This is a genomic window from Burkholderia sp. Bp8991 (assembly GCF_003853795.1).
GTDB lineage: Bacteria > Pseudomonadota > Gammaproteobacteria > Burkholderiales > Burkholderiaceae > Burkholderia.
This window is the reverse complement of the sequence record NZ_QTQJ01000013.1, coordinates 15,232-39,193: the sequence shown is the minus strand read 5'-3', so window position 1 is coordinate 39,193 and position 23,962 is coordinate 15,232. Positions and strand designations below refer to the sequence as shown.

Here is a 23,962-nt window from a genome sequence, read left to right as displayed (position 1 = left end):
ATGGAAGCCGTCTACTTTCCGAAGGTGCCGACATTGGATAACCCCGACCTCCCCGAGACGTCCCTGAAAGCACATTGCGCACACTGGGCGACCTTGCGTCGCGACCTGCATGCGCATCCCGAGTTGCGGTTCGAGGAATACAGGACGGCCGACGTCGTCGCCCGCGAGCTTGAAGATCTCGGCTATGCGGTGTCGCGCGGGCTGGGCGGCACGGGTGTCGTCGCGAGCCTGCCGGGCGCGGACCCGGGCCGCGGAATCGTGCTCCGCGCGGACCTGGATGCGCTGCCGATCCAGGAGGCCAACGACTTCGCGCACGTATCGGGCGCGCAAGGCGTCATGCATGCGTGCGGGCATGACGGGCATACCGTCATGCTGCTCGGCGCCGCGCGCATCCTGAAAGACCTGCCGCAGTTGCCGGGCACCGTGCATTTCGTGTTTCAGCCCGGGGAAGAGGGCGGCGCGGGCGCGCGCAAGATGATCGACGACGGGCTGTTCGAGCAATGTCCGACGCAAGCCGTGTTCGGCATGCACAACTGGCCCGGTTTGCCGGCCGGGCAGTTCGGGTTGCGCACCGGCGCCATCATGGCGGCCGGATGCCGATTCAGGATCACGGTGACGGGCAAGGGCGCGCATGCGGCGCAGCCGCACCTGGGCATCGACCCCGTGCCGCTCGCGTGTTCGATGGTGCTGCAGTGTCAGACCATTGCCGCGCGGCACAAGGATCCGGTGGACCCCGCCGTCATTTCCGTCTGCATGTTCCATGCGGGCACGACGGACAACGTCATTCCGGACAGCGCCGAGTTGCGCGGGACGATCCGCACGCTGTCGTCGGCACTGCAGCAACAACTGCAGCGCGACGTCCGGCTCGTGTGCGAAGGGCTGGCCGCGGCTTATGGCGCGCACGTCGACGTCGAGTTCTTTCAGTACTATCCGGCGACGGTCAACACGCCGGCCGAGACCGCACTCTGCGAAGCTGTGATTCGCGACACGTTCGGAGACGAGCGCCTTCACCCCGACGTGCCGCCGAACATGACGTCCGAAGACTTCGGCTTCATGCTGGAGGAGCGCCCGGGCGCGTACGTGCTGATCGGCAACGCGCCGGCGGGAGCGGCCGCGCCGGCGCTGCATCACCCGACGTACGATTTCAACGACGACATCATTCCGGCCGGCGTTCGCTACTGGGTCGCCTTGGCACAGCGTTACTTCACGCGATCGTCGTGAGTGCGTGCCGCAATGGCGGGCGACGTCGGATCCAATCCGGCTGATACCGCGCGATTCGCGGGCGCTCGTACCGCGGAGACACGAATATTGTCGGTCCGAGGTTGCCGCGAAACGCGCGAGACAGGCACTTTCGTGCATGCCGACCACGCGCGCCACTTGCTCGACCTTCGGCAGGTCGTTCAGCGAACGCGATGGACGACGAATCGCCGTGCGCACGAACCAGGACTGAAATGGTCCGAAGCGATCAGGCAAGTCCGTGCGCAAGCAACGAGCGTGTCAAGCTGGAGAGGCCTCTGCCGCTTCGGGTAGCCGCACTTCACTATTCACGATACTCGTGTTCGTGCATGTGTTCATGCTCGTGTTCGTGTTCGCGCCACGGATCACGTTCACGTGGATGACGATGCATCCACGCCTCGTGCTCCCAGTAACGATGGCCGTCCCAGTAGCGGTCGCCGTGCATGCCAATCGTGACCGACACACCCGGCGCCGGGGCGGGCTCTTCGTACCGCGGTGGCGGTACGACGTAGGTTTGCGCGAAGGCCGTGCCGGCCGCGACGAGTGCGCCGCCTGCCACGAGTGTCGCCAGAATTCGGCGGTTTGCAATGGTCATGGGCTTCATAGCGCTGTCCTCCATTCAATACCCGAGAACGCGCACGATTCGTTCCCATACGGAGCGGCGGCGCTTCGTTGCCATTTCAACCACGCCCCCCGCGTTGCTTCGTAGCCAGCACCGATCCGGTGGCCGCACGCACGACGTCATCGTCGCTGCGGATTTGACATGCAATCGCTTCGAGGCACAGTGCGACGCTTAAAGGGAAGGAGTGCAGAGCATGATGATGCGAAGCGAAACCACTTGCGGACGAGGTATACGACGCACTCGTCATTTCGGTTCCGATCCGACAAAGGAACACTTACATCGAATTGAAACGAAATGGAGGGAAACGGGGAAAAGTCTGACCAGGGGGAATCGAATTTGCGATCGAGGGGCGTGAAAATCCCCCGTTCCTGCCATGCCGATGTCGGGTCGAATTCGCTTCGATCCGAAGGGCCGGCCCCTGCGCGGCCTTGCGAGAAGACGTGCGCACTTGTCGGCATCACGGTTCTCCGCACCAGGCCGCCGGCGCAGAGGCGGCGAATCATAGCATCGAGGAAGGACGCGCGATTCGTCGTTCTCCCGGTCACTCATCCATATGCAGGCGGCATAGGTGTTGCTCATTGCGCTGGCGGTGTTCGCAGCCGCGGACCGACGCATGGCGTCACGATGGACTGATGCGCGTCCGTAACCGGCTATCTCGTGCTCATGTCAATTCAATGGATACGTCCGCCGAACAGACCGAGCAGCCCGATGATGATCAGGTAGAGCGCAACGATGTAATTCAGCAGGCGCGGTACCACGAGGATGAGAATGCCGGCGATCAGCGAAACCAGCGGGCCGGCGCTAGTGACGATATTCATGCTTCCTCCGCAAGATTGGCAACGAGTGGCCACAGCCTGCCTTGCCTCCGCCACCCGCTTCCGACGCGCGAGCCTGGCGAGCGTCCAGCCTTCGACCGTCAACTCGCTGGCCACAAGCGCGAACGCTTCGGGCGACGCAAGCGCCGTGCCTGCACCGACGTTTTCATCGCGATTCGCTCAGCGTGCCGGACCGGAATTCGCAGTTCCTGCATCCGTCAGTTTCAAGGAGCAACTCATGAACAAAGATCAAGTAAAGGGCCGCCTCAGGGAAGCAAAGGGCAAACTGAAGGAACTGGTTGGCAAGGTCGTGGGAAATCCAACGGACAGATTGACGGGCAAGGCCGAACAGATCGTCGGCAAGACACAGGCATCATTCGGCGATGCGAAGGAGCGACTCAAGAAGCGGCAATAGAGCCTGACCGGGGAGACATCGAACTGGAAGCCATAGGCACTGGCTTCGCTCAATGCAGGTCAGGCGGTAAGTAATGAACCCCGAATTGCTCCGCCAGTTGGGCGAGCCGCCGATCGCGCGTCCAGAGCCACGTGCTCGGGGTCAACAGCACCGACGCCAGCAGCGTGCAATCCACTGCGCCGCATCCGCGCCCATACAGCCGTTCCCGCTCGATCCAGTCCGCTACTTCGGCTGGCGTCGCGAGCCGCGTTTGGCGCAATAACGCGAGATATCCCAGCGTTCGGGCCCGCGGTTCGGGGGGCGTCCCGCACGTCAGCTCGAGTATCACCAATGGATGCGTCAAGACGTCATCGACACGCAGCAGCTGGATAAGCGCTGGTAGCGGTCGCCGGAAATGCTCGACCCAGACCGATGTGTCGATCAGAACGCTCATCGGGTAGCCGCCTCCGGGTTACGGCGTGGCACATCCGGCATGTCCGGGGCGCGACCGCCAAGCGCGGCTAGGCGTTGTCCGGCCTGGACACGCACGAACGTTTCGAGTGCAGCCCGGAACAGGTCGGCCGGCGACGTGCCCGGCTCGGCGAGTTCGAGTGCGCGCGCATAGAGCGCGTCGTCGACGGTAACAGTAGTACGCATGATGACTCCGTTGATGCCTTTATGCATCAATTTTAGCATCAATTCGGCAGCGGTCCAGTCATTGATAAAAACGCCATGCCAGAATTTTTCACTTTCAACCGCGGCAGTTTTGTGGGCCCGGGCCCGGGTCAGTCCGCCGAAAACTCGCTCACACGACTGCAGTGTTTACCGGGAACCGCTCATCGGAGCGAACTCGTCGATCTCCGTTCAAGCAACGCTGAATACGCGATATCGAAAGCTCGAATACTTGGTTGGGCACGCAAGGATGCTTCGCTAGTATCCAACGCTCCCATGCGAGCAGGAACCGGAAGGTTCCCGGTTGCGCCGCCCGTTGCGGCATTTCGCGATTTTCCAACGGCTGACATGTCTCCCCACTTGAATCCCGACGGCACGGCCGGCGACGTCACGCGCCGGCTGGCCGCAGCGATCGCGTGCGCCGAGCCCGCGCGCAATCCGCCCGCCCTCGCTGCCGCGCGGCGCGGCCTGCTCGACTTCCTTGCCGCCGCGTTCGCCGGCGCTCGCGACAACGGTTACCGCAAGCTGCTGGCGGCGTGCGGTCGGGATTCGGCCGGCGCCGCAGCGGTGATCGGCAGCGCGATACCGGCGTCGCCGCAACATGCCGCGCTGCTCAACGGCTATGCAGGCCATGCGCTCGATTACGACGACGTGCACAGCAGCGTGCGCGGCCATCCCGGCACCGTGCTGCTGCCGGCGTTGCTCGCGCTCGCGCAGGTGCGCGCACGCAGCGCGCTCGAACTGCTCGACGCCTACGTCGTCGGCGTCGAGACGATGGCGCGGATCGGTCTCGCGCTCGGCAGCCGCCACTACGAACTCGGTTTCCACAACACCGCGACGCTCGGCACGCTCGGCGCGGCCGCCGCCGCGGCGCGTCTGGTCGGGCTCGATGCGGCGGCCACCGAAAACGCGCTCGGCATCGCCGCGACGCAATCGGCCGGGCTGCGCCTGCAGTTCGGCAGCGAGATCAAGCCGTTGCACGCGGGCCTTGCCGCGCGCGCGGGGCTGTTCGCCGTGGCGCTCGCCGAGGCCGGATTGACCGGCGCACCGGGCGCACTCGACGGCCCGGAAGGATTCTTCGCCGTGTTCGGCGGCGGCGCGTCGCAGCCGGCGCGCGTGCTGGCCGACTGGGGCGCGCCGTGGCAGATCGTGTCGCCCGGCCTGTACTTCAAGCCGTGGCCGTGCTGCACGGCAACCCATTACGCCGTGCAGGCCGCGCTCGATCTGCGCGAGCGCCACCGCATCGCGCCGGCGGACATCGAGGGCATCGTGATCACGTTCCCGCCGGGCGGCGACACGCCGCTGTCGGACCGACTGCCGGCCACCGGCCTCGAAGCGCGCTTCAGCGTGGAATACGCGGTGGCCGCCGCACTGACGGACGGGCCGCCCGGCGTCGCGACGTTCGCCGACGTGCCCGTGCGCGACGACCTGATCGCGCTCGCCGCACGCGTGACGCGGCGCCACGATGCCGCGGCGCCGCGCGCGTCGACCGATCCCGCGACGCGTTTCTCGGTCGTCGAGATTGCGCTGCGCAACGGCGACACGCTGCGGCAACGCACCGAACGCCTCGTCGGTGCCGACGACCTTGCCGCGAAGTTCGCGGACGCGACCGCCCACGATCCCGCACTCGCGTTCGTCCCGGAACTGATCGATACGATGCGAAGCACGGCCGATCTTGCCCGACTTTTCCACACCTTTACGTCGCTTCAATCATGAGCACCGAACGCAGCACACCTTCCCGCCGCCAGATGCGCCTCGGGTTGTTCCTCCAGGGCGCAGGACACCACGTCGCCGGCTGGCGCCATCCCGATGCCGAATCCGGCAGCGAGAACTTCGATCTGCTGCGCCGCGTCGTGCAGACCGCCGAGCGCGCGAAGTTCGACATGGTCTTCCTGGCCGACGGCTTGACGAGCGGCCCCGACGCGCATCCGTCGATGGCGATGCGCTTCGAGCCGCTGAGCCTGCTGTCGGCGCTCGCGATGCATACGCGGCACATCGGCCTTGCGGCGACCGCGTCCACGACGTACAGCGAGCCTTACCATATCGCGCGCATGTTCGCATCGCTCGACCACCTGAGCGGCGGCCGCGCGGCCTGGAACGTCGTGACGACTTCGTATGACCGCACCGCCGCGAATTTCACGCGCGGCAATCATCCGGATCACGCGCAGCGCTACGAGATGGCCGGCGAATTCGTCGATGTCGTGAAGGGGCTGTGGGACAGCTGGGACGACGACGCGCTCGTCAGGGACAAGGCGCGCGGCGTGTATTTCGACCCGGCGAAGGTGCACACGCTCGATCACGCCGGACGCTTCTTCAACGTGAGGGGGCCGCTCAACGCGTCGCGCCCGCCGCAGGGCCATCCGGTCGTGATTCAGGCCGGCTCGTCGGGCCCCGGCCAGGAGCTTGCCGCGCGCACCGCGGAAGTCGTGTTCACCGCGCAGCAGACGCTCGAGGAAGCGCAGGCCTTCTATCGCGACCTGAAGGGTCGGCTCGCGGCATACGGCCGCGCCGAGGACGCGCTTGCCGTGATGCCGGGCGTATTTCCGGTGATCGGCCGCACCGAGCAGGAGGCCAAGGACAAGTATGCGCAGCTCCAGCAATGGACGGATACGTCGGGCGCGCTGACGCTGCTGTCCGACCGTCTCGGCCACGACGTGTCGAAGTATCCGCTCGACGGTCCGCTGCCCGACCTGCCCGAATCCGATCAGCTGAAGAGCCGCGCGAAGCTGCTTACCGATCTCGCGCGCCGCGAGAACCTCACGCTGCGCGAACTCTACTATCTCGTCGCCGGCGCGCGCGGGCACCGGATCGTGTGGGGCACGCCGACGCAGGTCGCCGACGCGCTCGAGGAATGGTTCGACGGCGGCGCCGCGGACGGCTTCAACATCATGCCGCCGTATTTCCCGGGCGGACTCGACGATTTCGTCGCGCATGTCGTGCCGGAACTGCAACGGCGCGGCCTGTTCCGCACCGAATACGAGGGCACGACGCTGCGCGACCATCTCGGGCTCGCGCGCCCGCCGAGCCGCTACGCAGTGCGTTGAGTCAGACCGCGAAGCGCGTCAGGTCGAGTGCGACCGGCGCGCTGTCGCGGCTTGCGTGCGGGCTGCCGGCCGGACCGAGCGTATGCGCGAGGAAGGCCCGCGTGCGCGGGCTTTGCGGCGCGCGGAACAGCTGCGTGGCCGACCCGTGCTCGACGATCACGCCCGCCTCGGTGAAATAGACGACGTCGCTGATTTCCTCGGCGAAGCGCATCTCGTGCGTGACGAGCACGCAGGTCATGCCGTCGCGCACGAGATCCCGAATCACCGACAGCACGTCGCCGACGGTTTCCGGATCGAGCGCGGACGTCACCTCGTCGAACAGGATCAGGTCGGGCTGCATCGCGAGCGCGCGGGCGATCGCGACGCGCTGCTGCTGGCCGCCCGACAGCTCGCCGGGGTAGGCGTGCGCCTTGTCCGCGAGACGCACGCGTTCGAGCAGCGCGTGTGCGGTGCGCACCGCATCGTTGCGATCGCGGCCGAGAATCCGGACCGGGGCGACGACGAGGTTGTCGAGCACGCTCAGGTGCGGAAACAGGTTGTATTGCTGGAACACGAAGCCGACCCGCTTGCGCAGCGCGATTTCGTCGCGCTCCGATGCGAGCAGGTCGACGCGCGTGCCGTCGACCTCGATCAGGCCGCGCTGCGGCCGCAACAGCCCGGTGATGCAACGCAGGATCGTCGATTTGCCGGAGCCGGATGGGCCGATGATGGACACGGCCTGGCCGCGGCGCACGTCGAGATCGATGCCGCGCAGCACGGGCGTCGTGCCGTAGGACAGGTGCACGTCGCGCAGGCGGACGAGCGGCTCGTCCGCGCCGCGCGGAGTTTCAGTGGAATGCATGACGTCTTTCGAGAAGGCGGGTGAAACGGGCAATCGGGTAGCAGTACGCGAAAAACAGGCCGAGTACCGTGAAATAGACGACGACGGTGAAGTCGGCTCGCGCGACGGTGTTGCTCGCGACCTGGGCGGTGTCGAGCAGGTCGTGCACGCCGACCAGCGACGCGAGCGCGGTGGCCATCGCGATGCTCGCATACAGGTTCATCCACGGCGGCAGCATGCGGCGTACGCATTGCGGCAGGATGATCCAGCGGAACACTTGCGCGCGGCTGAACGCGAGCGAGCGTGCGGCGTCCCACTGCGCATGCGGAATCGACTGGATCGCGCCGCGGAAGATTTCCGCGAAGTTCGCGCTCGCGGGCAGCGCGAGGCCGAGCGTTACCTTGAACCAGTCCGGAAACGGCAGCGACGCATGGCCGAACCTGATTTCGAACGGGAACACGTAGGTCGAAAAATAGATCAGCACGAGCAGCGGCGCGTTGCGGAACAACTGCACGTACGCGCGCGCCAGCACGCGCGCGATGCCGAGCCGCGACAGCGTCAGGGGGCCGAGTACGAGGCCGGCGAGCGTGCCGATCGCGATCGCGATCGCGCTGATGCCGATGTTGACCAGCATCGCCTTGCCGAGCGCCGGCAGCCACGTGGCGAGCGCGACGAGGGTCGGGTGACGGCGGCCCGCGACGGCCAGCGCGACGACGGCCAGCGCGGCCAGGGTTGCCGCGACGGCGCGCCATCGCACGAGGCGCGCGGGCTGCGCGTGCATGTCAATGGCCATAGCCGGGTATCCTCAGGCGGTGTTCCAGCCATCGTCCCGCGAGGTTGACCGTGAACGTGAGCGCGCCGAAGAAGAGCAGGATCAGGATCATCAACTCGAGCACATTGTCGCGTTGCGTCCAGATCATGATCGACGCATAGGTGACGTCGCCGACGGCGATCGCCGAGGCGACCGTCGTCATCTTCACGAGGTCGACCAGGTTGTTGACGAGCGCGGGCAGCGCGAAGCGTATCGCGAGCGGCAGCTGCACGTGCCAGAGCCGCTGGCGGCGGCTGTAGCCGAGCGACTGCGCGGCCTCGAGCGTTGCGCGCGGTACCGCTTCGAGGCCGGCGCGCAGTGCTTCCGCATGGAACGCGCCCTTGTGCAGCGAGATCACGATGACGCTCCAGATGAACGGCGTCAGCGGATTGCCGCCCAGATTGCGCAGTGCGGCGCTGATCAGCATGTTGACGACGAGGAATGCGCAGAACAATTGCACGAGCGTCGGCGTGTTGCGGGTGACCTCGACGAATGCGCGCGCGGGGCGCGCGAGCGCCGCGCTCGGCGACACCAGCAGCGCGGCGAGCACGACGCCGCAGGCGAGGCTGCCGACCGCGGTCGCGATCGACAGTTCGAGCGTCACGCCCATCCCGTGCACGAACGACGCGCGTTCGTCCGCGGCGAGCACGAAGCTGTAATCGAGGCCGAACTTGCGGAGCGCATCGACGGCGGCGGCCACCGTCATGTGCGCTGCGCCTTGAGCTTCGTGTGCAGGTCGAGCACGGCTTGCGACGGCGTCATGCCGTTCTTGCGCTCGACGTCGAGCAGCCAGCCGCTGCGGTGCCAATCCTGAACGATCCGGTCGAGCGCGCCCTGCGTGTCGGTCTCGCCCTTGCGGACCCAGATCACCGCCGGCGACGGAATCAGGTCGGTCGACAGCGGCGTCGTGTAGTCCTTCCAGTCGGGGTTGCGCGCGACGAGCATGCGCAACGTCGGCGCGACGTGCACGGCGGCCACGCAGTTGTTGCCGCGAAGTGCGAGCAGCGATTCCGGCTGGCCGCGGAAGGCCTTCACCTGCGCGCCGTATTCCGTCGCGAGCGGCTTCGTGTAGTTGCTGCCTTGCGACACGCAGACCGGCTTGCCGCGCAAGTCGGCCCAGGACTTGATACCGCTGTCCTTGCGCGCGATCAGCGCGCCGCCGATGGATTCGAACGGCGTCGGCGCATACGACAGTATCTCCGCGCGCTCCGTCGTCAGCTCCATGTTGGCGATCAGCGCGTCGACCTTGCCCTGCTGCAGGAACTGCACGCGGTTCGACGGCTGAACCGGTGTCAGCTCGACGTCGACACCGAGTCGTTTCGCGACGTCGTTCGCCAGATCGACGTTGAAGCCGACCGGCTTTTGCGTCGCGGGATCGAGCGAGCCGAACGGCGGGCCCGACAGGATCACGCCGATCGTGATCGTGTGACGTTGATGGATGCGATCGAGCGTGCTGTCCGCGCGGGCGACGCCGGAAAAAACGGAAAGGAGGGCGGCGACGCACAGCGCGTGGCCCGACGTAGTGCGAAACGATCTGCTGAACATGGGAAAGAGGAACGTTGTTTGAGCGACGCGGGGCGGCGCATCGCGCGCCCGGTTGTCGGGAGCTGGTATTTTCGGGATGTGGAACGCATCCAAGAACCAAGAAATTCTCATACCGTTATCTGGTCCTCAGATTTACGCAGAGGAAGGCGACGCTCTAGCGCCTGGAATGGCGATGTGGCGGAGGGTTTATGCAGGTTACCCACTCCGCCGTGCACGGCTTCGCAACCGCACGCTACGCTGACCGCCCGATTACCGTTTTGTAATCAAAGGCGTTTGCGCCCGCACGCAGCGATCCCTTGTCGCCGTTTGCCGGTAACATCGCCGGATGTCATCACGAAAGCGACGGAGCCGGCCATGCGTATCCTGATAGTCGAAGACGAACCAAAGACGGGTGCGTACCTGAAGAAGGGGTTCGAGGAATCGGGCTTCAGCGTCGATCTCGCGAAGGACGGCGGCGAAGGGCTGACGCTCGCGCAGGAAGAGCGTTACGACGTGATCGTGCTCGACGTGATGCTGCCCGTGCTCGATGGCTGGGGCGTGCTCAAGCGGCTGCGCGACACGCATACGACGCCGGTGCTGTTCCTGACCGCGCGCGACGACGTGCAGGATCGCGTGCACGGCCTCGAACTCGGCGCCGACGACTACCTCGTGAAGCCGTTCGCGTTCGTCGAGCTGCTTGCCCGTATCCGCACGCTCGCGCGTCGCGGGCCGCCGCGCGAGACCGAACATCTGGCGGTCGGCGATCTGGAAATCGACGTGGTGCGCCGCCGCGTGAAGCGCGGTGCCACGCGCATCGACCTCACGCCGCGCGAATTCTCGCTGCTGCAGCTGCTCGCGCGCCGGCAGGGCGAGGTGTTGAGCCGCACGCAGATCGCATCGTACGTATGGGACATGAATTTCGACAGCGACACCAACGTCGTCGAGGTCGCGATCCGGCGCCTGCGCGCGAAGATCGACGACGCGTTTCCGGTCAAGCTGATCCATACCGTGCGCGGCGTCGGCTACGTGCTCGAACCGAAGGACGACGCATGACGCGGCCACGCTCGCTCGCCGCGACGCTCGCGCTCGCGTTCGCCGCGACCACGCTTGCCGCGTTCGCACTGGTCGGCGCATACGTGTATGCCGGCCTCGAACGGCAGGTGAACACGCAGGACGACCTCGACATCGTGCTGGCCGCGCGCCACACGCGCCGGCTCGCGGGCGAGCTCGAGTCGCTCGATGCAGTCCGCACGCATGCCGAGCGCTTGACGAGCCAGGTGCTCGGCAACGAGGCGCTGTCGATGGCCGCCGTCGATGCGCGCGGCGACGTGCTCGCGCGCCACAACGTGCGGCTCGCCGCGCTCGACGATGCGCCCGCCGCCGCATCGGTTCCGCTGGCCGACGCACAGCTGTTCGCGCCGCATGCGGCGCCGGTTCCGGCGGACGAGCGGATCACGGCCGACCGGCTGGTCACGTGGACGGCCGACAACGGCACGCCGATGCGCGGCGTCGTGATCGAGGCCGCGCTCGGCGACCGCACGCCGATCCGCATCGCGATCGCGCGCAACATGCACGACCGCGCCGACCTGCTCGACGGCTACCGCGACCGGCTCGAGATCGCCGGCGGGCTCGGCGCGCTGTTCGCGATGCTGCTCGGCTACTGGCTGATCCGCACGGCGCTCGCGCCGCTGCGCGAGATCGTCGACAACACCGGCCGGATCACCGTCGACAAGCTCGACACGCGGCTCGACGCGTCGCGTGCACCGAGCGAGTTGCGCGCGCTCGTCGATGCGCAGAACGCGATGCTCGGCCGCCTGCAGCAGGCATTCGCGCATCTGTCGCAATTCAGCGCCGATCTCGCGCACGACCTGCGCACGCCGCTGAACAACATGCGCGGCGCCACGGAAGTCGCGCTCGCGCGGCCGCGTGCGGCCGACGAGTACCAGGCGCTGCTCGAATCGAATCTCGAGGAATACGATCGTCTCGCGCGGATGATCGAGAACGTGCTGTTTCTCGCGCGCGCCGAGCATCCGAGCTTCGTCACGCGACAGCGCGCGTTCGACGTGCACGACGAACTCGAGCGCATCGCGGAGTATTTCGAGGGGCTCGCCGACGAAGCGGGCTCGACGTTGCGCGTCGAAGGGCGGGGGCAACTGACCGCCGACATCGAGCTGTTTCGTCGCGCCGTCGGCAACCTGCTCGCGAACGCGCTGCGTTACACGCCCGCCGGCGGCGTCATTACGCTGAGTGTCGATGACGCCGCCGACGCGGTGCGCGTCGTCGTCGCGAATCCGGGCGAGCCGATCGATTCCGCGCTGCTGCCGCGGATCTTCGACCGGTTCGTGCGCGGCGACCCGGCACGCAGCGGCGGGGCGCCGGGCGGCACGGCCGGGCTCGGCCTCGCGATCGTGCGCTCGGTGATGGAGCTGCATGGCGGCACCGCGCAGGTCGAAAGCGACGCGCGCGGCACGCGCTTCGTGCTCACGTTCAACCGGCCGTCGGCTGCGTGACCGCGGAGTCGGGTAACGCGGCGACCGGGCGTTTGTGCGTGCCGGTGTTCGATTCCTCATCCGCGCTCGCTTGCCAGCCGCCGCCCAGCGCCTTCAACAACCCGACCGCGGCCTCCATCCGGCGCGCGTCGATCTGATCGGCCGTGCGCCGGTTCGTCAGTGCGATCGTCTGCGCGGTCACCACGTCCAGATAGCTGACGGCGCCGGCGTTGAAGCGATTCGTCGTCAGCCGCAGCGACAGGTCGGCCGCGTCGGTCGCGCGCTGCTGGCTGCCGGCTTCGGACGCGAGCGCATCGATCGTCGACAATTGATCCTCGACCTGCTGGAACGCGACGAGTACGGTCTGCCGGTAATCTGCGACCGCGCCGTCGTACTGCGCATGCGCGCCGCGCAGCGACGCGCTGCGGCGACCGCCGTCGAACAGCGTGCCGGCGAGTTGCGGGCCGAGCGACCAGAACAGGCTCGGCGCGGCGAGCCACGGCGCGAAGAACGAACTCTCGAGCCCTGCGCTCGCCGACAGCACGAGATCGGGAAAGAACGCGGCGCGCGCCTCGCCGATCTGCGCGTTCGCGGCTGCCACACGGCGCTCGGCCGCCGCGATGTCGGGCCGCCGTTCGAGCAGTTCCGACGGCACGCCGGCCGGAATGGCCGGCACACGGAACGCCTGCACGCGCGGCGGCAGCGCGAACGTCGACGCGCTTTCGCCGACGAGCGTCGCGATCGCGTGCTGCAACTGCGCACGCGACGCGTCGATGTCGGTGTCCTGCGTGCGCGTCGATTCGAGTTGCGTCTCGGCTTGCGCGACCGCCGACGCATCGATCGCACCGGCCGCGAGCTGCTGCTTGAGCAGCGTCAGCGCGTTCGCGTATGCACGCACCGTGTCATCGAGCAACTGCTTCTGCGTATCGAGCGAGCGCAGCGCGAAATAATCGGTCGCGAGTTCGGCCGTGACCGACAGCTTCACGGCCTGCAGGTCGGCCGTGCTCGCGGCGGCGTTCGCCTGCGCGCCCGTCACCGCGTCGCGCACGCGGCCGAACACGTCGGGTTCCCAGCTCGCGGCGACGCCGGCCTGATAGTCGGGCGTCGTCTTGCCGGCGAGCGACGAGCCGAGCCGGTTCTGCGACACGCGCGCGCGGCTCTGCGCGGCGCCCGCCGTGATCGTCGGCAGAAACCCGGCGTGCTGGTAGTCGACCATCGCGCGTGCCTGTTGCAGATCGGCGACGGCTTTTTTCACTGTCTGGTTCGACACGTCGACGCGCGCTTCGAGCGCGTTCAGGTCGGCGTCGCCGAACACGGTCCACCACGCACCGCGCGCGGCCGCATCGGCCGGCATCGCGACGTGCCAGCCGGCCTGCGCGGCCGGTGCGCCCGCGTAGTGCGCGGGGACCGCGACGGCGGGCGGTGAATAGGGTGGCAACGTCGAGCACGCGGTCAACGTGGCCAATGCCGCGACGGCGCCGAGCGCGACGGCGTGGCGGGCGAACGGGAGCGGGTGAGGAAGGCGCATGGCAGGTATCTCGTGAGTCGTCATCGATGGGTCAGCCGCGGGCGGGCGCCGGAGCGGGCGTCGACGCGGCCGGCGCGGTGCCGGCCGCGCGCAGCGGCGGCACGTCGCTGGCAATGGCCGCCGCCCCTGTTTGCGCGGCCTGCGCGACCTGCGCGGACGAAGGGGACGAAGGGGACGAAGCGGCCACCGGAGCCGCGGCGCGCACGGTCGACACGATCTTCACGGCTTCGCCGGCCGTGATCGCATCGCCCGGGTTGTCGATCACGCGATCGGTCGCCGCGAGCCCCGCGACGATCTCCACGCGCGTGCCGAAATCGCGCCCGATCTGCACGGTCTTCAGCACGGTTCGCCCGTTCGTACCGACGGTGGCGACCGTCACGCCGTTCGGGCGGAACAACAGCGCACTGACCGGCAGGTCGAGCGCCGGCGCCGCGCTCGGCACGACGAGATGCGCCTGCGCATACGCACCGGGCATCAGCGCGCCGTCGCGGTTGTCGACGTCGATCTCGACGCGCAGCGTGCGCGTGACGGGATCGATCGCGCCCGCGGTGCGCGCGACACGCGCGGCAAAGCGTCGCCCCGGATACTGCTGCGTCGTCAGGTAGACGGAGGTGCCGGTCGATACGCCGGTCGCGCTGTCCTGCGGCACGTCGACGAACACGCGCAGCGTGTCCGTCTGTTCGAGATGGAACAGTTCCCCGGACAGGCCCGGGCTGCCCGGCGTGCCGCCCGCGGTGACCAGCGTGCCGACGTCGACGCTGCGCGCGGTGATCACGCCGTCGAACGGCGCGGTGACGGACTCGTACGACACGAGTTCGGCAAGGTGCGCGACGTTCGCCTGCGCGGACGCGAGCATCGCGCGCTTCGCGTTCATGTCCGCGACCTTCGTGTCGGTGTCCTGCTGCGAGACCGACTGCGTTTTCAGCATGTCCTGCCAGCGCTGCGCGGTCGATTTCGCGTAGTCGTAGTTCGCCTGCGCGCTCGCTTCGTCGGCGCGCGCCTGGCGCAACTGCGCGTCGAGATCGGGCGCCGAGATCTGCGCGAGCGTCTGGCCGGCCTTCACGTGCGTGCCGAGATCGACGCTCCAGTGCGCGATGTAGCCACTCGTGCGCGCGTAGATCGATGCGTCCGCATAGGGCGCCACCGAACCGGGCAACGTCAGCGTCTGGTCGGCCGGCGCCGTGCCGGGCACGATGATCGACACCGGCAGCGCCTGTTGCGCGGCAACCTGTGCACGCTGCGCGGCGCGTGCATCGATACGCGGCACGATGCCGAGCGCGAGCAGCGCGGCGGCCAGCGCGACGGCCGCGACGGGCACGGCCAGCTTGCGGCCGCGGCGGGCCGGCGGGGTGTCGGGCGCGGCGCCGCGCGCGGCGGACGTCACGGCGGTGGCTGCTGTGGCCGCCTCGGCGGCGGGCGGCGGGGCGACGGGTTCGATCGAGTCGTTCATGATGGGTCCGGGGTCGGGCGAATCGAAGGATGATGAGAAGGGGCGGCCGTCCGAGCTCAACGCAGCGCCGGCGTGTCGGGCGCGTGCTGCGTGCGCCGCGTGGCCAAGGCGTCGCGGCGCCGCGCGAGCCATGCGTGGACGAAGCCGAACAGCACCGGGACGAACAGCAGCGTCGAGAACGTGCCGAACGCGAGGCCGCCGATCACCGCGCGGCCGAGCGGCGCGTTCTGCTCGCCGCCGTCGCCGAGGCCGAGCGCCATCGGCAACATGCCGATCAGCATCGCGAGCGCGGTCATCACGACGGGCCGGAAGCGGCTGAAGCCGGCGTCGAGCGCCGCCTGCCACGGCGACGCGCCGCCCGCGAGCAGCTCGCGCGCCGCGTTCACGACGAGAATGCTGTTCGCGGTCGCGATGCCGATGCACAGGATCGTGCCGGTCAGCGCGGGCACCGACAGCGTGGTGCGCGTGACGAACAGCATCCACGCGATGCCGGCGAGCGATGCCGGCAGCCCGCCGACGATCACGAGCGGATCGAGCCACGACTGGAAATTGACGACCATCAGCAGGTAGACCAGCGAGATCGCGAGTACCAGGCCGCCGAGCAGGCCCGCGAACGACTCGTGCATCGCCTGCACCTGGCCGCGCAGCACGATCGACGAGCCGGGCGGCAGCTGCGCGCGCGCGGCGTCGACGAGCTTCGTCACGTCGGCCGTGACGCCTCCGAGATCGCGTCCCTGCACCGACGCGAAGATATCGAGCACCGGCTGCACGTTGTAGTGCGACACCACGGCCTGCTGCGTCGAGCGCGAGAACGTGCCGAGCGCGCCGAGCAGGTTCTGCGCGGGCGCACCCGCGGCCGGGCCGCCGGCCGGCGTCTGCGGCGGGCGCGCGGTGCCGGCGGGCAGCGGCACGTTCGCGAGCGACTGCAGCGAATTCACCGTGTATTGCGGCGTCTGCACGAGCACCGGGTAGCTGACGCCGTTGTGCGGATCGAGCCAGAAGTTCGGCGTCGTCTGCGAACTGCCGGACAGCGCGATCAGCAGATTTTGCGCGACGTCACGCTGTTCGAGGCCGGCCTGGATCGCCTTCGTGCGGTCGACGTTTACGTCGATCGCCGGTTCGTCGCCGGGTTGCTGGATACGCGCGTCGACTAGCCCGCGCACGCCGCGCAGCTTCGCGAGCAGCGTATTCGCGACCGCGCGGTTCTGGTCGAGCTTGTTGCCGACGATCTGGATGTCGATCGGCGCGGGCAGCCCGAAGTTGAGGATCTGGCTGACGATGTCGGCCGGCAGGAACGCGAAAGTCACGCCGGGGAACGACTGAGCGAGCACGTTGCGCAGCGTGGCGACGTATGCGGCGGTCGACGCGTGATTCGGCTTCAGCGTCACCAGCACGTCGGCATCCTCGGTGCCGATCGGATCCGACGAATCGTACGTGAGGTTGATCCCGCTCACCGGCACGCCGATGTTGTCGAGCACGCCAGCGAGTTCGCCCGCCGGAATCACGCTGCGGATCTTCGCTTCGACCTCGTCGGTCAGCCGCGCGGTTTCCTCGATCCGCGTGCCGGTCGGTGCTCGCAGGTGCAGGCGGATCTCGCCGGTGTCGATCGACGGGAAGAAGTCCTGCCCGGCGAACGCGTAGAGGCCCGTCGACGCGAGGCATGCGAGCAGGAACGCGGCCGCGAAGCGGCGGCGTCGCGCGATCGCCGCCGAGAGCAGCGCGCGATAGCGCAGCCGCACGGCCTCGAAGCGATGCTCGAACGCAGCCTGGAAACGCGCCAAATGCACGAGCGGCGCGAATACGTCGCGCGGCGGCCGGCCGTTTCCTTTTGCGCGCATCAGCGCCATCGCGAGGGTCGGCACCAGCGTGCGCGAGAAGAAGTACGACGCGATCATCGCGAAGATCACGGCCTCGGCCAGCGGCACGAACAGATAGCGCGCGACGCCCGTGAGCAGGAACATCGGCACGAACACGATGCAGATCGACAGCGTCGACACGAAGGTCGGCACCGCGATTTCTCCCGAACCGGTCAGGATCGCGTCCTCGAGCGGCGCGCCGAGCTCGAGATGATGCGTGATGTTCTCGATCGCGACGGTCGCGTCGTCGACGAGGATCCCGACCGCGAGCGCGAGCCCGCCGAGCGTCATGATGTTGATGGTCTGGCCGAGCGCGGACAGCGCGAGCAGCGACGTGAGCACCGCGAGCGGGATCGTGATCGCGATGATCAGCGTCGCGCGCCAGCTGCCGAGGAACAGCAGGATCATCAGCGCGGTCAGGCACGCGGCGATCAGCGCCTCGCGCACGACGCCCTGGACCGCCGCCTTCACGAACACCGACTGATCGTCGAGCGGCGAAATGTGCAGCGCCTTCGGCAGCCCGGCCGCGATCTTCGGCAACATCGCCTTCACCTGGTCGATGATCGTCAGCGTCGACGCGCTGCCGGTCTTTTCGACCGTCAGCAGCGCCGCGCGCTTGCCGTCCGCCCGCACGATGTTGGTCTGCGGCGCGTAGCCGTCGCGAACGTGCGCGACGTCGCGCACGTACACGACGTTGCCGCCGATCGTCTTCACCGGCAGGTCGTTCAGCGCGGCGACCGTCTGCGTGCTGCCGTTCATCTGCACGTTGTATTCGTGCGTGCCGATCTTCGCGGTGCCGCCGGGCAGGATCAGGTTCTGCGCGTTGATCGCGTTCACGACGTCGATCGGCGCGAGTCCCTTCGCCTGCAGCGCGCGCGTATCGAGGTCGACGACGATCTGGCGGATCTTGCCGCCGAACGGCAGCGGCACCGCCGCGCCCTGGACGGTCGCGAGCTGCGTGCGGATGAAGCTGTTGCCGAGGTCGTACAGCTGCTGCTCGGCGAGCGTGTCGCTCGACAGCCCGAGCTGCAGGATCGGCACCGTCGACGCGTTGTACGTGATGATGTTCGGCGGCAACGTGCCGGGCGGCAGGATGCGCAGGATCGACGCGGCATTGCTCGCGGCTTCCGCGATCGCGCGATTGATGTCGGCGCCCGGGTGGAAGAATATCTTCACGACCGACACGCCGTTCAGCGACTGCGACTCGATGTGCTCGATGTCGTCGACGTCGGACGTGAGCGCGCGCTCGTAGTTCGACGTGATCCGCTTGGCCATGTCCTCCGCGGAGAAGCCGTTGTACGACCAGACGATGCTGACGACCGGAATGTCGATGCTCGGGAAGATGTCGGTTGGCGTGCGCAGCAGCGCAAGCGGTCCCGCGATGAAGATCAGCAGTGCGAGTACGACGAACGTGTAGGGCCTGCGTAACGCCAGCCGGACGATCCACATGATGGTGCTCCTCGAAGCAGGGCATGGATGCCGCGTGCGATGCGGCGAGCATGCAGTCTGCCGGCGCGGCGTTGACCCGACCCTGACCCGAGGATTACGAAACCGTTATCTGTGCTGGCGCGCAGGTGCGCAGTGTCCGACCGGACGGGCCGGCCCGTGACCGACATGCGGCCGCGATCAGATGACAAGACCGTAATCGAAGCCTCACCTTCCGGAAAGCGCGCGAATCGCAGAATGGACACAACTCTTCATCACATCGATGCGGAGCGGATGTCCGGCCTGATCTGCGGACGCGAACATGCCATCTTGAGAGGTGAACATCATGAACAACCTGATTCGTGCGGTCCTGCTGTCCTGTGCGCTGAGCGCACCGATCTTCGCATTTGCGCAAACCACCGACCATGCGGTCACGCGGGCCGACGTGCGCGCCGATCTCGTGCGGGTCGAGAAGGCCGGCTATAAGCCGGTCGGTAGCGATCCTTACTATCCCGCCGACATCCAGGCCGCGGAAGCGAAGATCGCCGCGCAGCCATCGCAATCGGTGGCTGCACGGCCGAGCGTCGCCGCAGAGACGACCGCGCAATCGCTCGCGTCGCTCGATACGGAGCAGCCGTACGAGCATCACTGAGCCCGATTTTCAACTGCCATCCGCGGCCCGAAGGAAGCGGCCGCGGATTTCGAATGCGTCGTGTGCCGGTCGGCGCCGTGCGCGCCGCGATCGTGAGAATGAACGTGTCGGGCAGTACATCGCACGTGCGGGCGTGCCGGCGGCGCACCTTCGGTGCGCCCTCATCGAGTCTTTCCCGGGAGTTTCATCATGCATCCGACGCGCGCGAGGAAGAGCGACGGCAGCCGGTGCGGTGAATCAGCTTCCGGTTTACCGGTGTGTCATCCAGCAAATAAAGCACTCGATCGCGCAGCACTGCCGGCGATTTTGATACCCGGCGTATTTCACGCCAGGTCAACACTGTGTCCAGATGCTCGTCATCCCGCAACGGCCGATGCGCATTGAAATCGTTCTTCGGCGGCTTCGCGAAGCCTGTGTGGTAAGCAGCGGTAAAGGAGGGCGCATAAGCGTTGGCGCGGGTCCCACTCCACGCATGTGTATCCGAAAGCGTGCAGTGAATAGTCGGACCCGGCCCCGGAACAGCAGTCACTCTCCCGTCGACTTCCGGTCGCACCACCGTTTACGCGTCGTTCAACCAGGGCATTTCCACGGGCGACACGACCAGTTGCCGGAATTCTCGCTTCAGATCGAAGATGAACCCGACCAGGATCATGGAGTCGGCGTAGGGAATCGGAAAGACCTGCGGATTCTCCGGCGTCCGCAGGGGCCGCTCGGGCGTGTCCGCTGTCGCTGCGGCGTTCTCGCGAACGCTTTCCAGGTCGTCAGCCATGGCCGGGCCACCGACTTTCAGCACACGGCTACGCAGCTCGCTGAAGGGTTCGATGCGCGCAGCGTCTTCGTGGTATTCGGGCACTTCATAAACGAACCAGGACATTGTCGTCTCCCATGAGAAGGGGCGCTATTCTAACGCTGCACAAGGATCCACCAAACATCGACAGTCGGCTTGCGAGGCGTCTCCGCGTCTCAACTTTCAAGAACGCCTTGCGGGCGGTATCATTTGAGCTACAATGAAGTATCAAATGATACTGAATGGGAGTCGCCATGTCACTCGTTACGCCTGAGGCCGTGGCTGCGGTCATGGGGCTGCGGCCGCTCCCGCATACGCTGGCGGAGCTGGAAGCGCTTGTGCGCGGCGGTCTGCCGAAGTCCGCGCTGCGCGCGGGCGTCGAACACGCGACGCAAGGCGCCGATGCTCGGCGCGCGCTGCTCGCCCGCATCATCCCCGAAGCGACCTACAAGCGCCGCCGCGATCGACTAACGCAAGACGAATCGGAGAAGACGGAGCGTCTGGCCCGGATCGTTGCAACGACCACCTACGTCTGGAACGACGAAGAGGACGCGCGGGAATTTTTGTCGACGCCACATCCTGAACTTGAGGGACGGGCGCCGCTCGACGTCGCGCTGACCGAGCTCGGTGCGCGCAGGGTTGAAGAGTTGCTCTGGAAACTGTTCTACGGGCTACCGGCATGAAGTTGTTTCGCATCGGTGACACGCGACACACGATCTGGAGCGGCACCGGCGCGATGCTGGTCGGTGGCCGCTTTAATAGTCCGGGCCGGCCTGTCATCTACGCGGCGTCGACCTTCGCGGGTGCGATGCTCGAGGTGCTCGTGCATGCACGCATCGGCAAGGTGCCGAAAACCCACGGATGGGTCGAAGCAACCGTTCCCGACGACGTCAGCGTCGAACGCCATACGGCAGAAACGTTGCCGAGAGGATGGGGTGCGGCGGCACTGCAGGCAGCACGGCAGTTCGGCGACGAATGGATGGCAGAATCGCGTACAGCACTCCTGATCGTCCCTTCCGTCGTCGTCCGTGCAGAGTTCAACGTGCTCGTGAATCTGGCGCATCCTGACACCGCGCGGATCATCGTGACGGATCCACAACCGGTCGTGTGGGACGAGCGACTTTTTGCCATACCGCCAGTTGGCCGATCATAAATGCTTGATGGTGGTCTGCTAACCAACCTTCGAGGCGTCGGTTGCTCGCTCGTACCGCGACGCACGGTTGGAAGCCGATGTGGGAACCCGTTCCGAAGCTTAAGCGAGTCGACATCGAAGCGTATGGCTTCGGGCTCACGATTGACGGTGTCGGCGTACCGCTTGTTGCACGAATGCGTAGAGCCGCGAAAGATGTGCTGTCGGTCAAGATGCCGGAGCGGGATCCTCGGCAGATGAGTTTTCTCTAAACGTCAATTTCAACCTCGCCATCGACGTATGGCCGCAAGGTGACCGAACTCGTTCCTGTGCAGGGGCGGTTGGGGGAGGCGACTGCTACCCCCTTAATCGCAGCTATAGCGGGCTACACCGGTAAAGTGCATGGAAATCCAAGGGGCCCGTGTTGTGCCGCACAATACTTTCCGGTATCATTCACGCCCCCCACAAGCTGCGCATACGGATTTCGAGCGAGGCGTCCCGGCCTCGACCATCTTTGCGTATCACGATTCCGTTCGCATCCCGGCAGGCAACCCATTCTGGCGTCATGCTCGCGACGATCGTCGGCTCATCTGTCGAGGAGCATGTATTGGCAATTTCTGATCGGAACGATTCCACATCCCCTGAAATCACAGCCACGGCAAAAGCCGGCCGCCGTGTGTCAAAGGGAAAGCCCCAGGCCCTGACGCCGACGGACATCGCGTCACTGGCACGCCAGAATGAGGAGCGCCAGCACCAGATGCGCGCGTTGATCGCGCTCGGTCGCGAGCGCGGCTATCTCACCCACGCGGACATCAACGATCACCTGCCCGACAACTTTGCTCAAACGGCGGCGATGGACACCATCGTCAGCACGTTCAGCGACATGGGCGTGGCCGTGTACGAACAAGCGCCGGACGCCGAAGCGCTCCTGCTCACCGACGCTGCGCCGGCCGTGGCATCCGACGATCAGGCGGACGAGGAGGCGGAAGCTGCGCTATCGACCGTCGATTCCGAATTCGGCCGCACCACGGATCCGGTTCGGATGTACATGCGTGAGATGGGGGCCAGCGAACTGCTGACCCGCGCCGGTGAAATCGAGGTCGCGAAACGGATCGAAGATGGTCTACAGGACATGATTCAAGCGATTGCCGCGTGTCCGTCGATCGTGTCCACGATTCTTGCCGATGTCGACCGCATCGTGGCAGGCGAACTCCGCATCGACGAACTGGTCGATGGCATCAGTGTCGACGCCGATGAAAGCGAAATGACGCCGGAGTCCCAAGAAGAGGATGCGGAAGCACTCGCCGCCGACGATGATTCGGACGAAGACGACGTCGAAACGGATGCCGGGGATTCGGAGAAGGCGAACGCGGCGCGCCTCGAAGAACTCACGAACGACAGTCTTGCGATTTTCGCACGCGTGCGTGCACTGTTCGAGCAGTTGCCCGATGTGCCTGTCACTGGCGGTGCCCGTTCCGCAGCCGCTGCGCAGGTGCGCATGGCGATCCAGTGTGAGCTCGCGCCGATCCGCTTTACCGCCAAGACCATCGACCGCCTGTGCGCAATTGTCCATGGGCAAGTGACTGAGGTTCGCGCGATCGAGCGCAGTATCCTGGCGATTGCTGTCGACCGTTGCGGCATGCCGCGCGACGCGTTTGTCGACTCGTTCCCGGGCCACGAGACCGATCTTGAATGGACGACCCGAGCGGCGGCGACCTCGCAGCAGTTTGGCGCGGCGCTCGAGCGGCATCAGCCGGCGATTCAGGCGGCGCAGCAGAAACTCGTCGACATCGAGTCCCGGGTCTCGTTGCCGCTCCAGCAGCTCAAGCAGATCAACCGCCAGATGAGTGCCGCGGAACTGAAAATGCGGCAGGCCAAGCGCGAGATGATCGAGGCGAACCTTCGTCTTGTCATTTCAATCGCCAAGAAATACGTGAACCGCGGCATGCAGTTCCTGGATTTGATCCAGGAGGGCAATATCGGCCTGATGAAGGCCGTGGACAAGTTCGAATACCGGCGCGGCTGGAAGTTCTCGACCTACGCGACCTGGTGGGTCCGGCAGGCTGTCACGCGTGCGCTCGCCGATCAGGCGCGGACCATTCGCGTGCCGGTCCACATGATCGAGACGATCAACAAGCTGAATCGGATATCGCGCGAAATCTTGCAACAGACAGGGCAGGAAGCGCATCCCGCAGTGCTGGCAAAGCGCATGGAGATGTCCGAGGAGAAAGTGCTCGGTATCCTCAAGATCGCCAAGCAACCTGTCTCGCTCGAAACCCCGGTGGGTGACGACGCCGATGCAACACTCGGCGACATGATCGAGGATGTCTCGGCGAGTTCGCCGGCCGAGGCGGCGATTCACGCGAACATGCGCGCGGCGATCGACGAGGCACTCGCCGGGTTGTCGCCGCGCGAGGCCAAGGTTCTGCGGATGCGATTCGGGCTCGACACAAACTCCGATCACACGCTTGAAGAAGTCGGCAAGCAGTTCGACGTGACCCGCGAGCGGATCCGTCAGATTGAGAGCAAGGCGATGCGCAAGCTGATGCATCCCAGCCGTGCAGACAAGCTCAGGCCCTTTCTTGAGCGCTGAGGCAATTTCGTCTTTCACCCTCGAACTCACTTCGCTGGCCGGAACAAGTCGGCAGGCGGCATGCCCGGCGAGATTTGCTGCTACGTCGCCCTCGGGAAATTCAGGCAACGTGCCT

Annotated in this window: 22 protein-coding genes and 1 pseudogene; 10 read left to right on the top strand and 13 right to left on the bottom strand. The window is 66.6% G+C overall.

Annotated features, from left to right (window positions below; translation table 11 throughout):
• Nucleotides 1–1,221, top strand: a complete 1,221-nt coding sequence (locus DIE02_RS16715; protein ID WP_409364369.1) for a M20 aminoacylase family protein — start codon at nucleotides 1–3, stop codon at nucleotides 1,219–1,221.
• Between the two features lie 319 nt (nucleotides 1,222–1,540).
• Here the strand turns inward: DIE02_RS16715 and DIE02_RS16710 are convergent, their stop codons facing one another.
• A complete protein-coding gene (locus tag DIE02_RS16710) occupies nucleotides 1,541–1,840 on the bottom strand; it encodes a hypothetical protein (protein ID WP_044844263.1) in 300 nt (99 codons plus the stop codon).
• A 689-nt stretch (nucleotides 1,841–2,529) separates the two neighbouring features.
• On the bottom strand, nucleotides 2,530–2,676 hold the full coding sequence (locus tag DIE02_RS16705; RefSeq protein WP_082088472.1) for a DUF3096 domain-containing protein: 147 nt from the start codon (nucleotides 2,674–2,676) through the stop codon (nucleotides 2,530–2,532).
• A gap of 235 nt (nucleotides 2,677–2,911) precedes the next feature.
• Here DIE02_RS16705 and DIE02_RS16700 point away from each other — a divergent pair, with 235 nt between their 5' ends.
• Nucleotides 2,912–3,088: a CsbD family protein gene (locus DIE02_RS16700; protein ID WP_124519856.1), complete on the top strand. Its 177-nt coding sequence runs from the start codon at nucleotides 2,912–2,914 to the stop codon at nucleotides 3,086–3,088.
• A gap of 49 nt (nucleotides 3,089–3,137) precedes the next feature.
• Here DIE02_RS16700 and DIE02_RS16695 read toward each other — a convergent pair whose 3' ends face one another.
• Together DIE02_RS16695 and DIE02_RS16690 are read right to left on the bottom strand one after the other, a co-directional pair.
• The gene (locus DIE02_RS16695) at nucleotides 3,138–3,521 is read right to left on the bottom strand and encodes a type II toxin-antitoxin system VapC family toxin (RefSeq protein WP_124529523.1); all 384 of its coding nucleotides are present in this window, start codon (nucleotides 3,519–3,521) and stop codon (nucleotides 3,138–3,140) included.
• Complete coding sequence (locus DIE02_RS16690) at nucleotides 3,518–3,724, bottom strand: type II toxin-antitoxin system VapB family antitoxin (protein WP_044844336.1); 207 nt, start codon at nucleotides 3,722–3,724, stop codon at nucleotides 3,518–3,520. The genes DIE02_RS16695 and DIE02_RS16690 overlap by 4 nt, the downstream gene beginning before the upstream one ends.
• 363 nt (nucleotides 3,725–4,087) lie before the next feature.
• Here DIE02_RS16690 and DIE02_RS16685 point away from each other — a divergent pair, with 363 nt between their 5' ends.
• Entirely contained in the window at nucleotides 4,088–5,455 is a 1,368-nt protein-coding gene (locus DIE02_RS16685; RefSeq protein ID WP_124529521.1) for an MmgE/PrpD family protein, read from the top strand.
• Nucleotides 5,452–6,783 carry an LLM class flavin-dependent oxidoreductase gene (locus DIE02_RS16680; RefSeq protein ID WP_124529519.1) on the top strand — a complete coding sequence of 444 codons (1,332 nt, stop codon included), beginning with the start codon at nucleotides 5,452–5,454 and terminating at the stop codon, nucleotides 6,781–6,783. Before DIE02_RS16685 ends, DIE02_RS16680 begins: the two co-directional genes overlap by 4 nt.
• Nucleotide 6,784: 1 nt before the next feature.
• On the opposite strand, the gene DIE02_RS16675 is transcribed toward DIE02_RS16680, so the two are convergent.
• Genes DIE02_RS16675 through DIE02_RS16660 form a run of 4 tightly spaced genes read right to left on the bottom strand, consistent with a single transcriptional unit; the run spans nucleotide 6,785 to nucleotide 9,959 of the window.
• Nucleotides 6,785–7,624 (bottom strand): amino acid ABC transporter ATP-binding protein, encoded by an 840-nt coding sequence (locus DIE02_RS16675; protein WP_124529517.1) that lies wholly within the window; start codon nucleotides 7,622–7,624, stop codon nucleotides 6,785–6,787.
• A complete protein-coding gene (locus DIE02_RS16670) occupies nucleotides 7,611–8,396 on the bottom strand; it encodes an amino acid ABC transporter permease (RefSeq protein WP_124487261.1) in 786 nt (261 codons plus the stop codon). Before DIE02_RS16670 ends, DIE02_RS16675 begins: the two co-directional genes overlap by 14 nt.
• Nucleotides 8,386–9,120 carry an amino acid ABC transporter permease gene (locus DIE02_RS16665; protein WP_044844256.1) on the bottom strand — a complete coding sequence of 245 codons (735 nt, stop codon included), beginning with the start codon at nucleotides 9,118–9,120 and terminating at the stop codon, nucleotides 8,386–8,388. Before DIE02_RS16665 ends, DIE02_RS16670 begins: the two co-directional genes overlap by 11 nt.
• Nucleotides 9,117–9,959 carry a transporter substrate-binding domain-containing protein gene (locus DIE02_RS16660; RefSeq protein WP_124529515.1) on the bottom strand — a complete coding sequence of 281 codons (843 nt, stop codon included), beginning with the start codon at nucleotides 9,957–9,959 and terminating at the stop codon, nucleotides 9,117–9,119. The genes DIE02_RS16665 and DIE02_RS16660 overlap by 4 nt, the downstream gene beginning before the upstream one ends.
• Before the next feature lie 354 nt (nucleotides 9,960–10,313).
• On the opposite strand from DIE02_RS16660, the gene DIE02_RS16655 reads away from it, so the two are divergent.
• Together DIE02_RS16655 and DIE02_RS16650 are read left to right on the top strand one after the other, a co-directional pair.
• Nucleotides 10,314–10,991, top strand: a complete 678-nt coding sequence (locus DIE02_RS16655; RefSeq protein ID WP_124529513.1) for a heavy metal response regulator transcription factor — start codon at nucleotides 10,314–10,316, stop codon at nucleotides 10,989–10,991.
• Entirely contained in the window at nucleotides 10,988–12,448 is a 1,461-nt protein-coding gene (locus tag DIE02_RS16650; RefSeq protein ID WP_124529511.1) for a heavy metal sensor histidine kinase, read from the top strand. The genes DIE02_RS16655 and DIE02_RS16650 overlap by 4 nt, the downstream gene beginning before the upstream one ends.
• Here DIE02_RS16650 and DIE02_RS16645 read toward each other — a convergent pair.
• Genes DIE02_RS16645 through DIE02_RS16635 form a run of 3 tightly spaced genes read right to left on the bottom strand, consistent with a single transcriptional unit; the run spans nucleotide 12,426 to nucleotide 18,710 of the window.
• Nucleotides 12,426–13,955 carry an efflux transporter outer membrane subunit gene (locus DIE02_RS16645; RefSeq protein WP_124529509.1) on the bottom strand — a complete coding sequence of 510 codons (1,530 nt, stop codon included), beginning with the start codon at nucleotides 13,953–13,955 and terminating at the stop codon, nucleotides 12,426–12,428. The two genes, DIE02_RS16650 and DIE02_RS16645, sit on opposite strands and share 23 nt — an antisense overlap.
• Nucleotides 13,956–13,986: 31 nt before the next feature.
• Entirely contained in the window at nucleotides 13,987–15,405 is a 1,419-nt protein-coding gene (locus tag DIE02_RS16640; RefSeq protein WP_124529507.1) for an efflux RND transporter periplasmic adaptor subunit, read from the bottom strand.
• Nucleotides 15,406–15,461: 56 nt separating this feature from the next.
• A complete protein-coding gene (locus DIE02_RS16635) occupies nucleotides 15,462–18,710 on the bottom strand; it encodes an efflux RND transporter permease subunit (RefSeq protein ID WP_124529505.1) in 3,249 nt (1,082 codons plus the stop codon).
• A gap of 322 nt (nucleotides 18,711–19,032) precedes the next feature.
• Here DIE02_RS16635 and DIE02_RS16630 point away from each other — a divergent pair, with 322 nt between their 5' ends.
• Nucleotides 19,033–19,338, top strand: coding sequence for a DUF4148 domain-containing protein (locus DIE02_RS16630; protein WP_124529503.1), 306 nt, complete (start codon nucleotides 19,033–19,035; stop codon nucleotides 19,336–19,338).
• A gap of 229 nt (nucleotides 19,339–19,567) precedes the next feature.
• Here the strand turns inward: DIE02_RS16630 and DIE02_RS36025 are convergent.
• Nucleotides 19,568–19,792: pseudogene (locus DIE02_RS36025) on the bottom strand (ISNCY family transposase); the annotation flags it as partial.
• Nucleotides 19,793–19,897: 105 nt separating this feature from the next.
• Nucleotides 19,898–20,212, bottom strand: coding sequence for a helicase (locus DIE02_RS16620; RefSeq protein ID WP_124529501.1), 315 nt, complete (start codon nucleotides 20,210–20,212; stop codon nucleotides 19,898–19,900).
• A 167-nt stretch (nucleotides 20,213–20,379) separates the two neighbouring features.
• Here DIE02_RS16620 and DIE02_RS16615 point away from each other — a divergent pair, with 167 nt between their 5' ends.
• The 3 genes from DIE02_RS16615 (at nucleotide 20,380) to rpoD (ending at nucleotide 23,847) form a co-directional block, all read left to right on the top strand.
• On the top strand, nucleotides 20,380–20,808 hold the full coding sequence (locus DIE02_RS16615) for an antitoxin Xre/MbcA/ParS toxin-binding domain-containing protein (protein WP_124487254.1): 429 nt from the start codon (nucleotides 20,380–20,382) through the stop codon (nucleotides 20,806–20,808).
• Nucleotides 20,805–21,278, top strand: a complete 474-nt coding sequence (locus DIE02_RS16610) for an RES family NAD+ phosphorylase (RefSeq protein WP_124487253.1) — start codon at nucleotides 20,805–20,807, stop codon at nucleotides 21,276–21,278. The genes DIE02_RS16615 and DIE02_RS16610 overlap by 4 nt, the downstream gene beginning before the upstream one ends.
• 541 nt (nucleotides 21,279–21,819) lie before the next feature.
• The gene (rpoD, locus tag DIE02_RS16605) at nucleotides 21,820–23,847 is read left to right on the top strand and encodes an RNA polymerase sigma factor RpoD (protein WP_260426236.1); all 2,028 of its coding nucleotides are present in this window, start codon (nucleotides 21,820–21,822) and stop codon (nucleotides 23,845–23,847) included.
• Nucleotides 23,848–23,962: the final 115 nt, after the last annotated feature.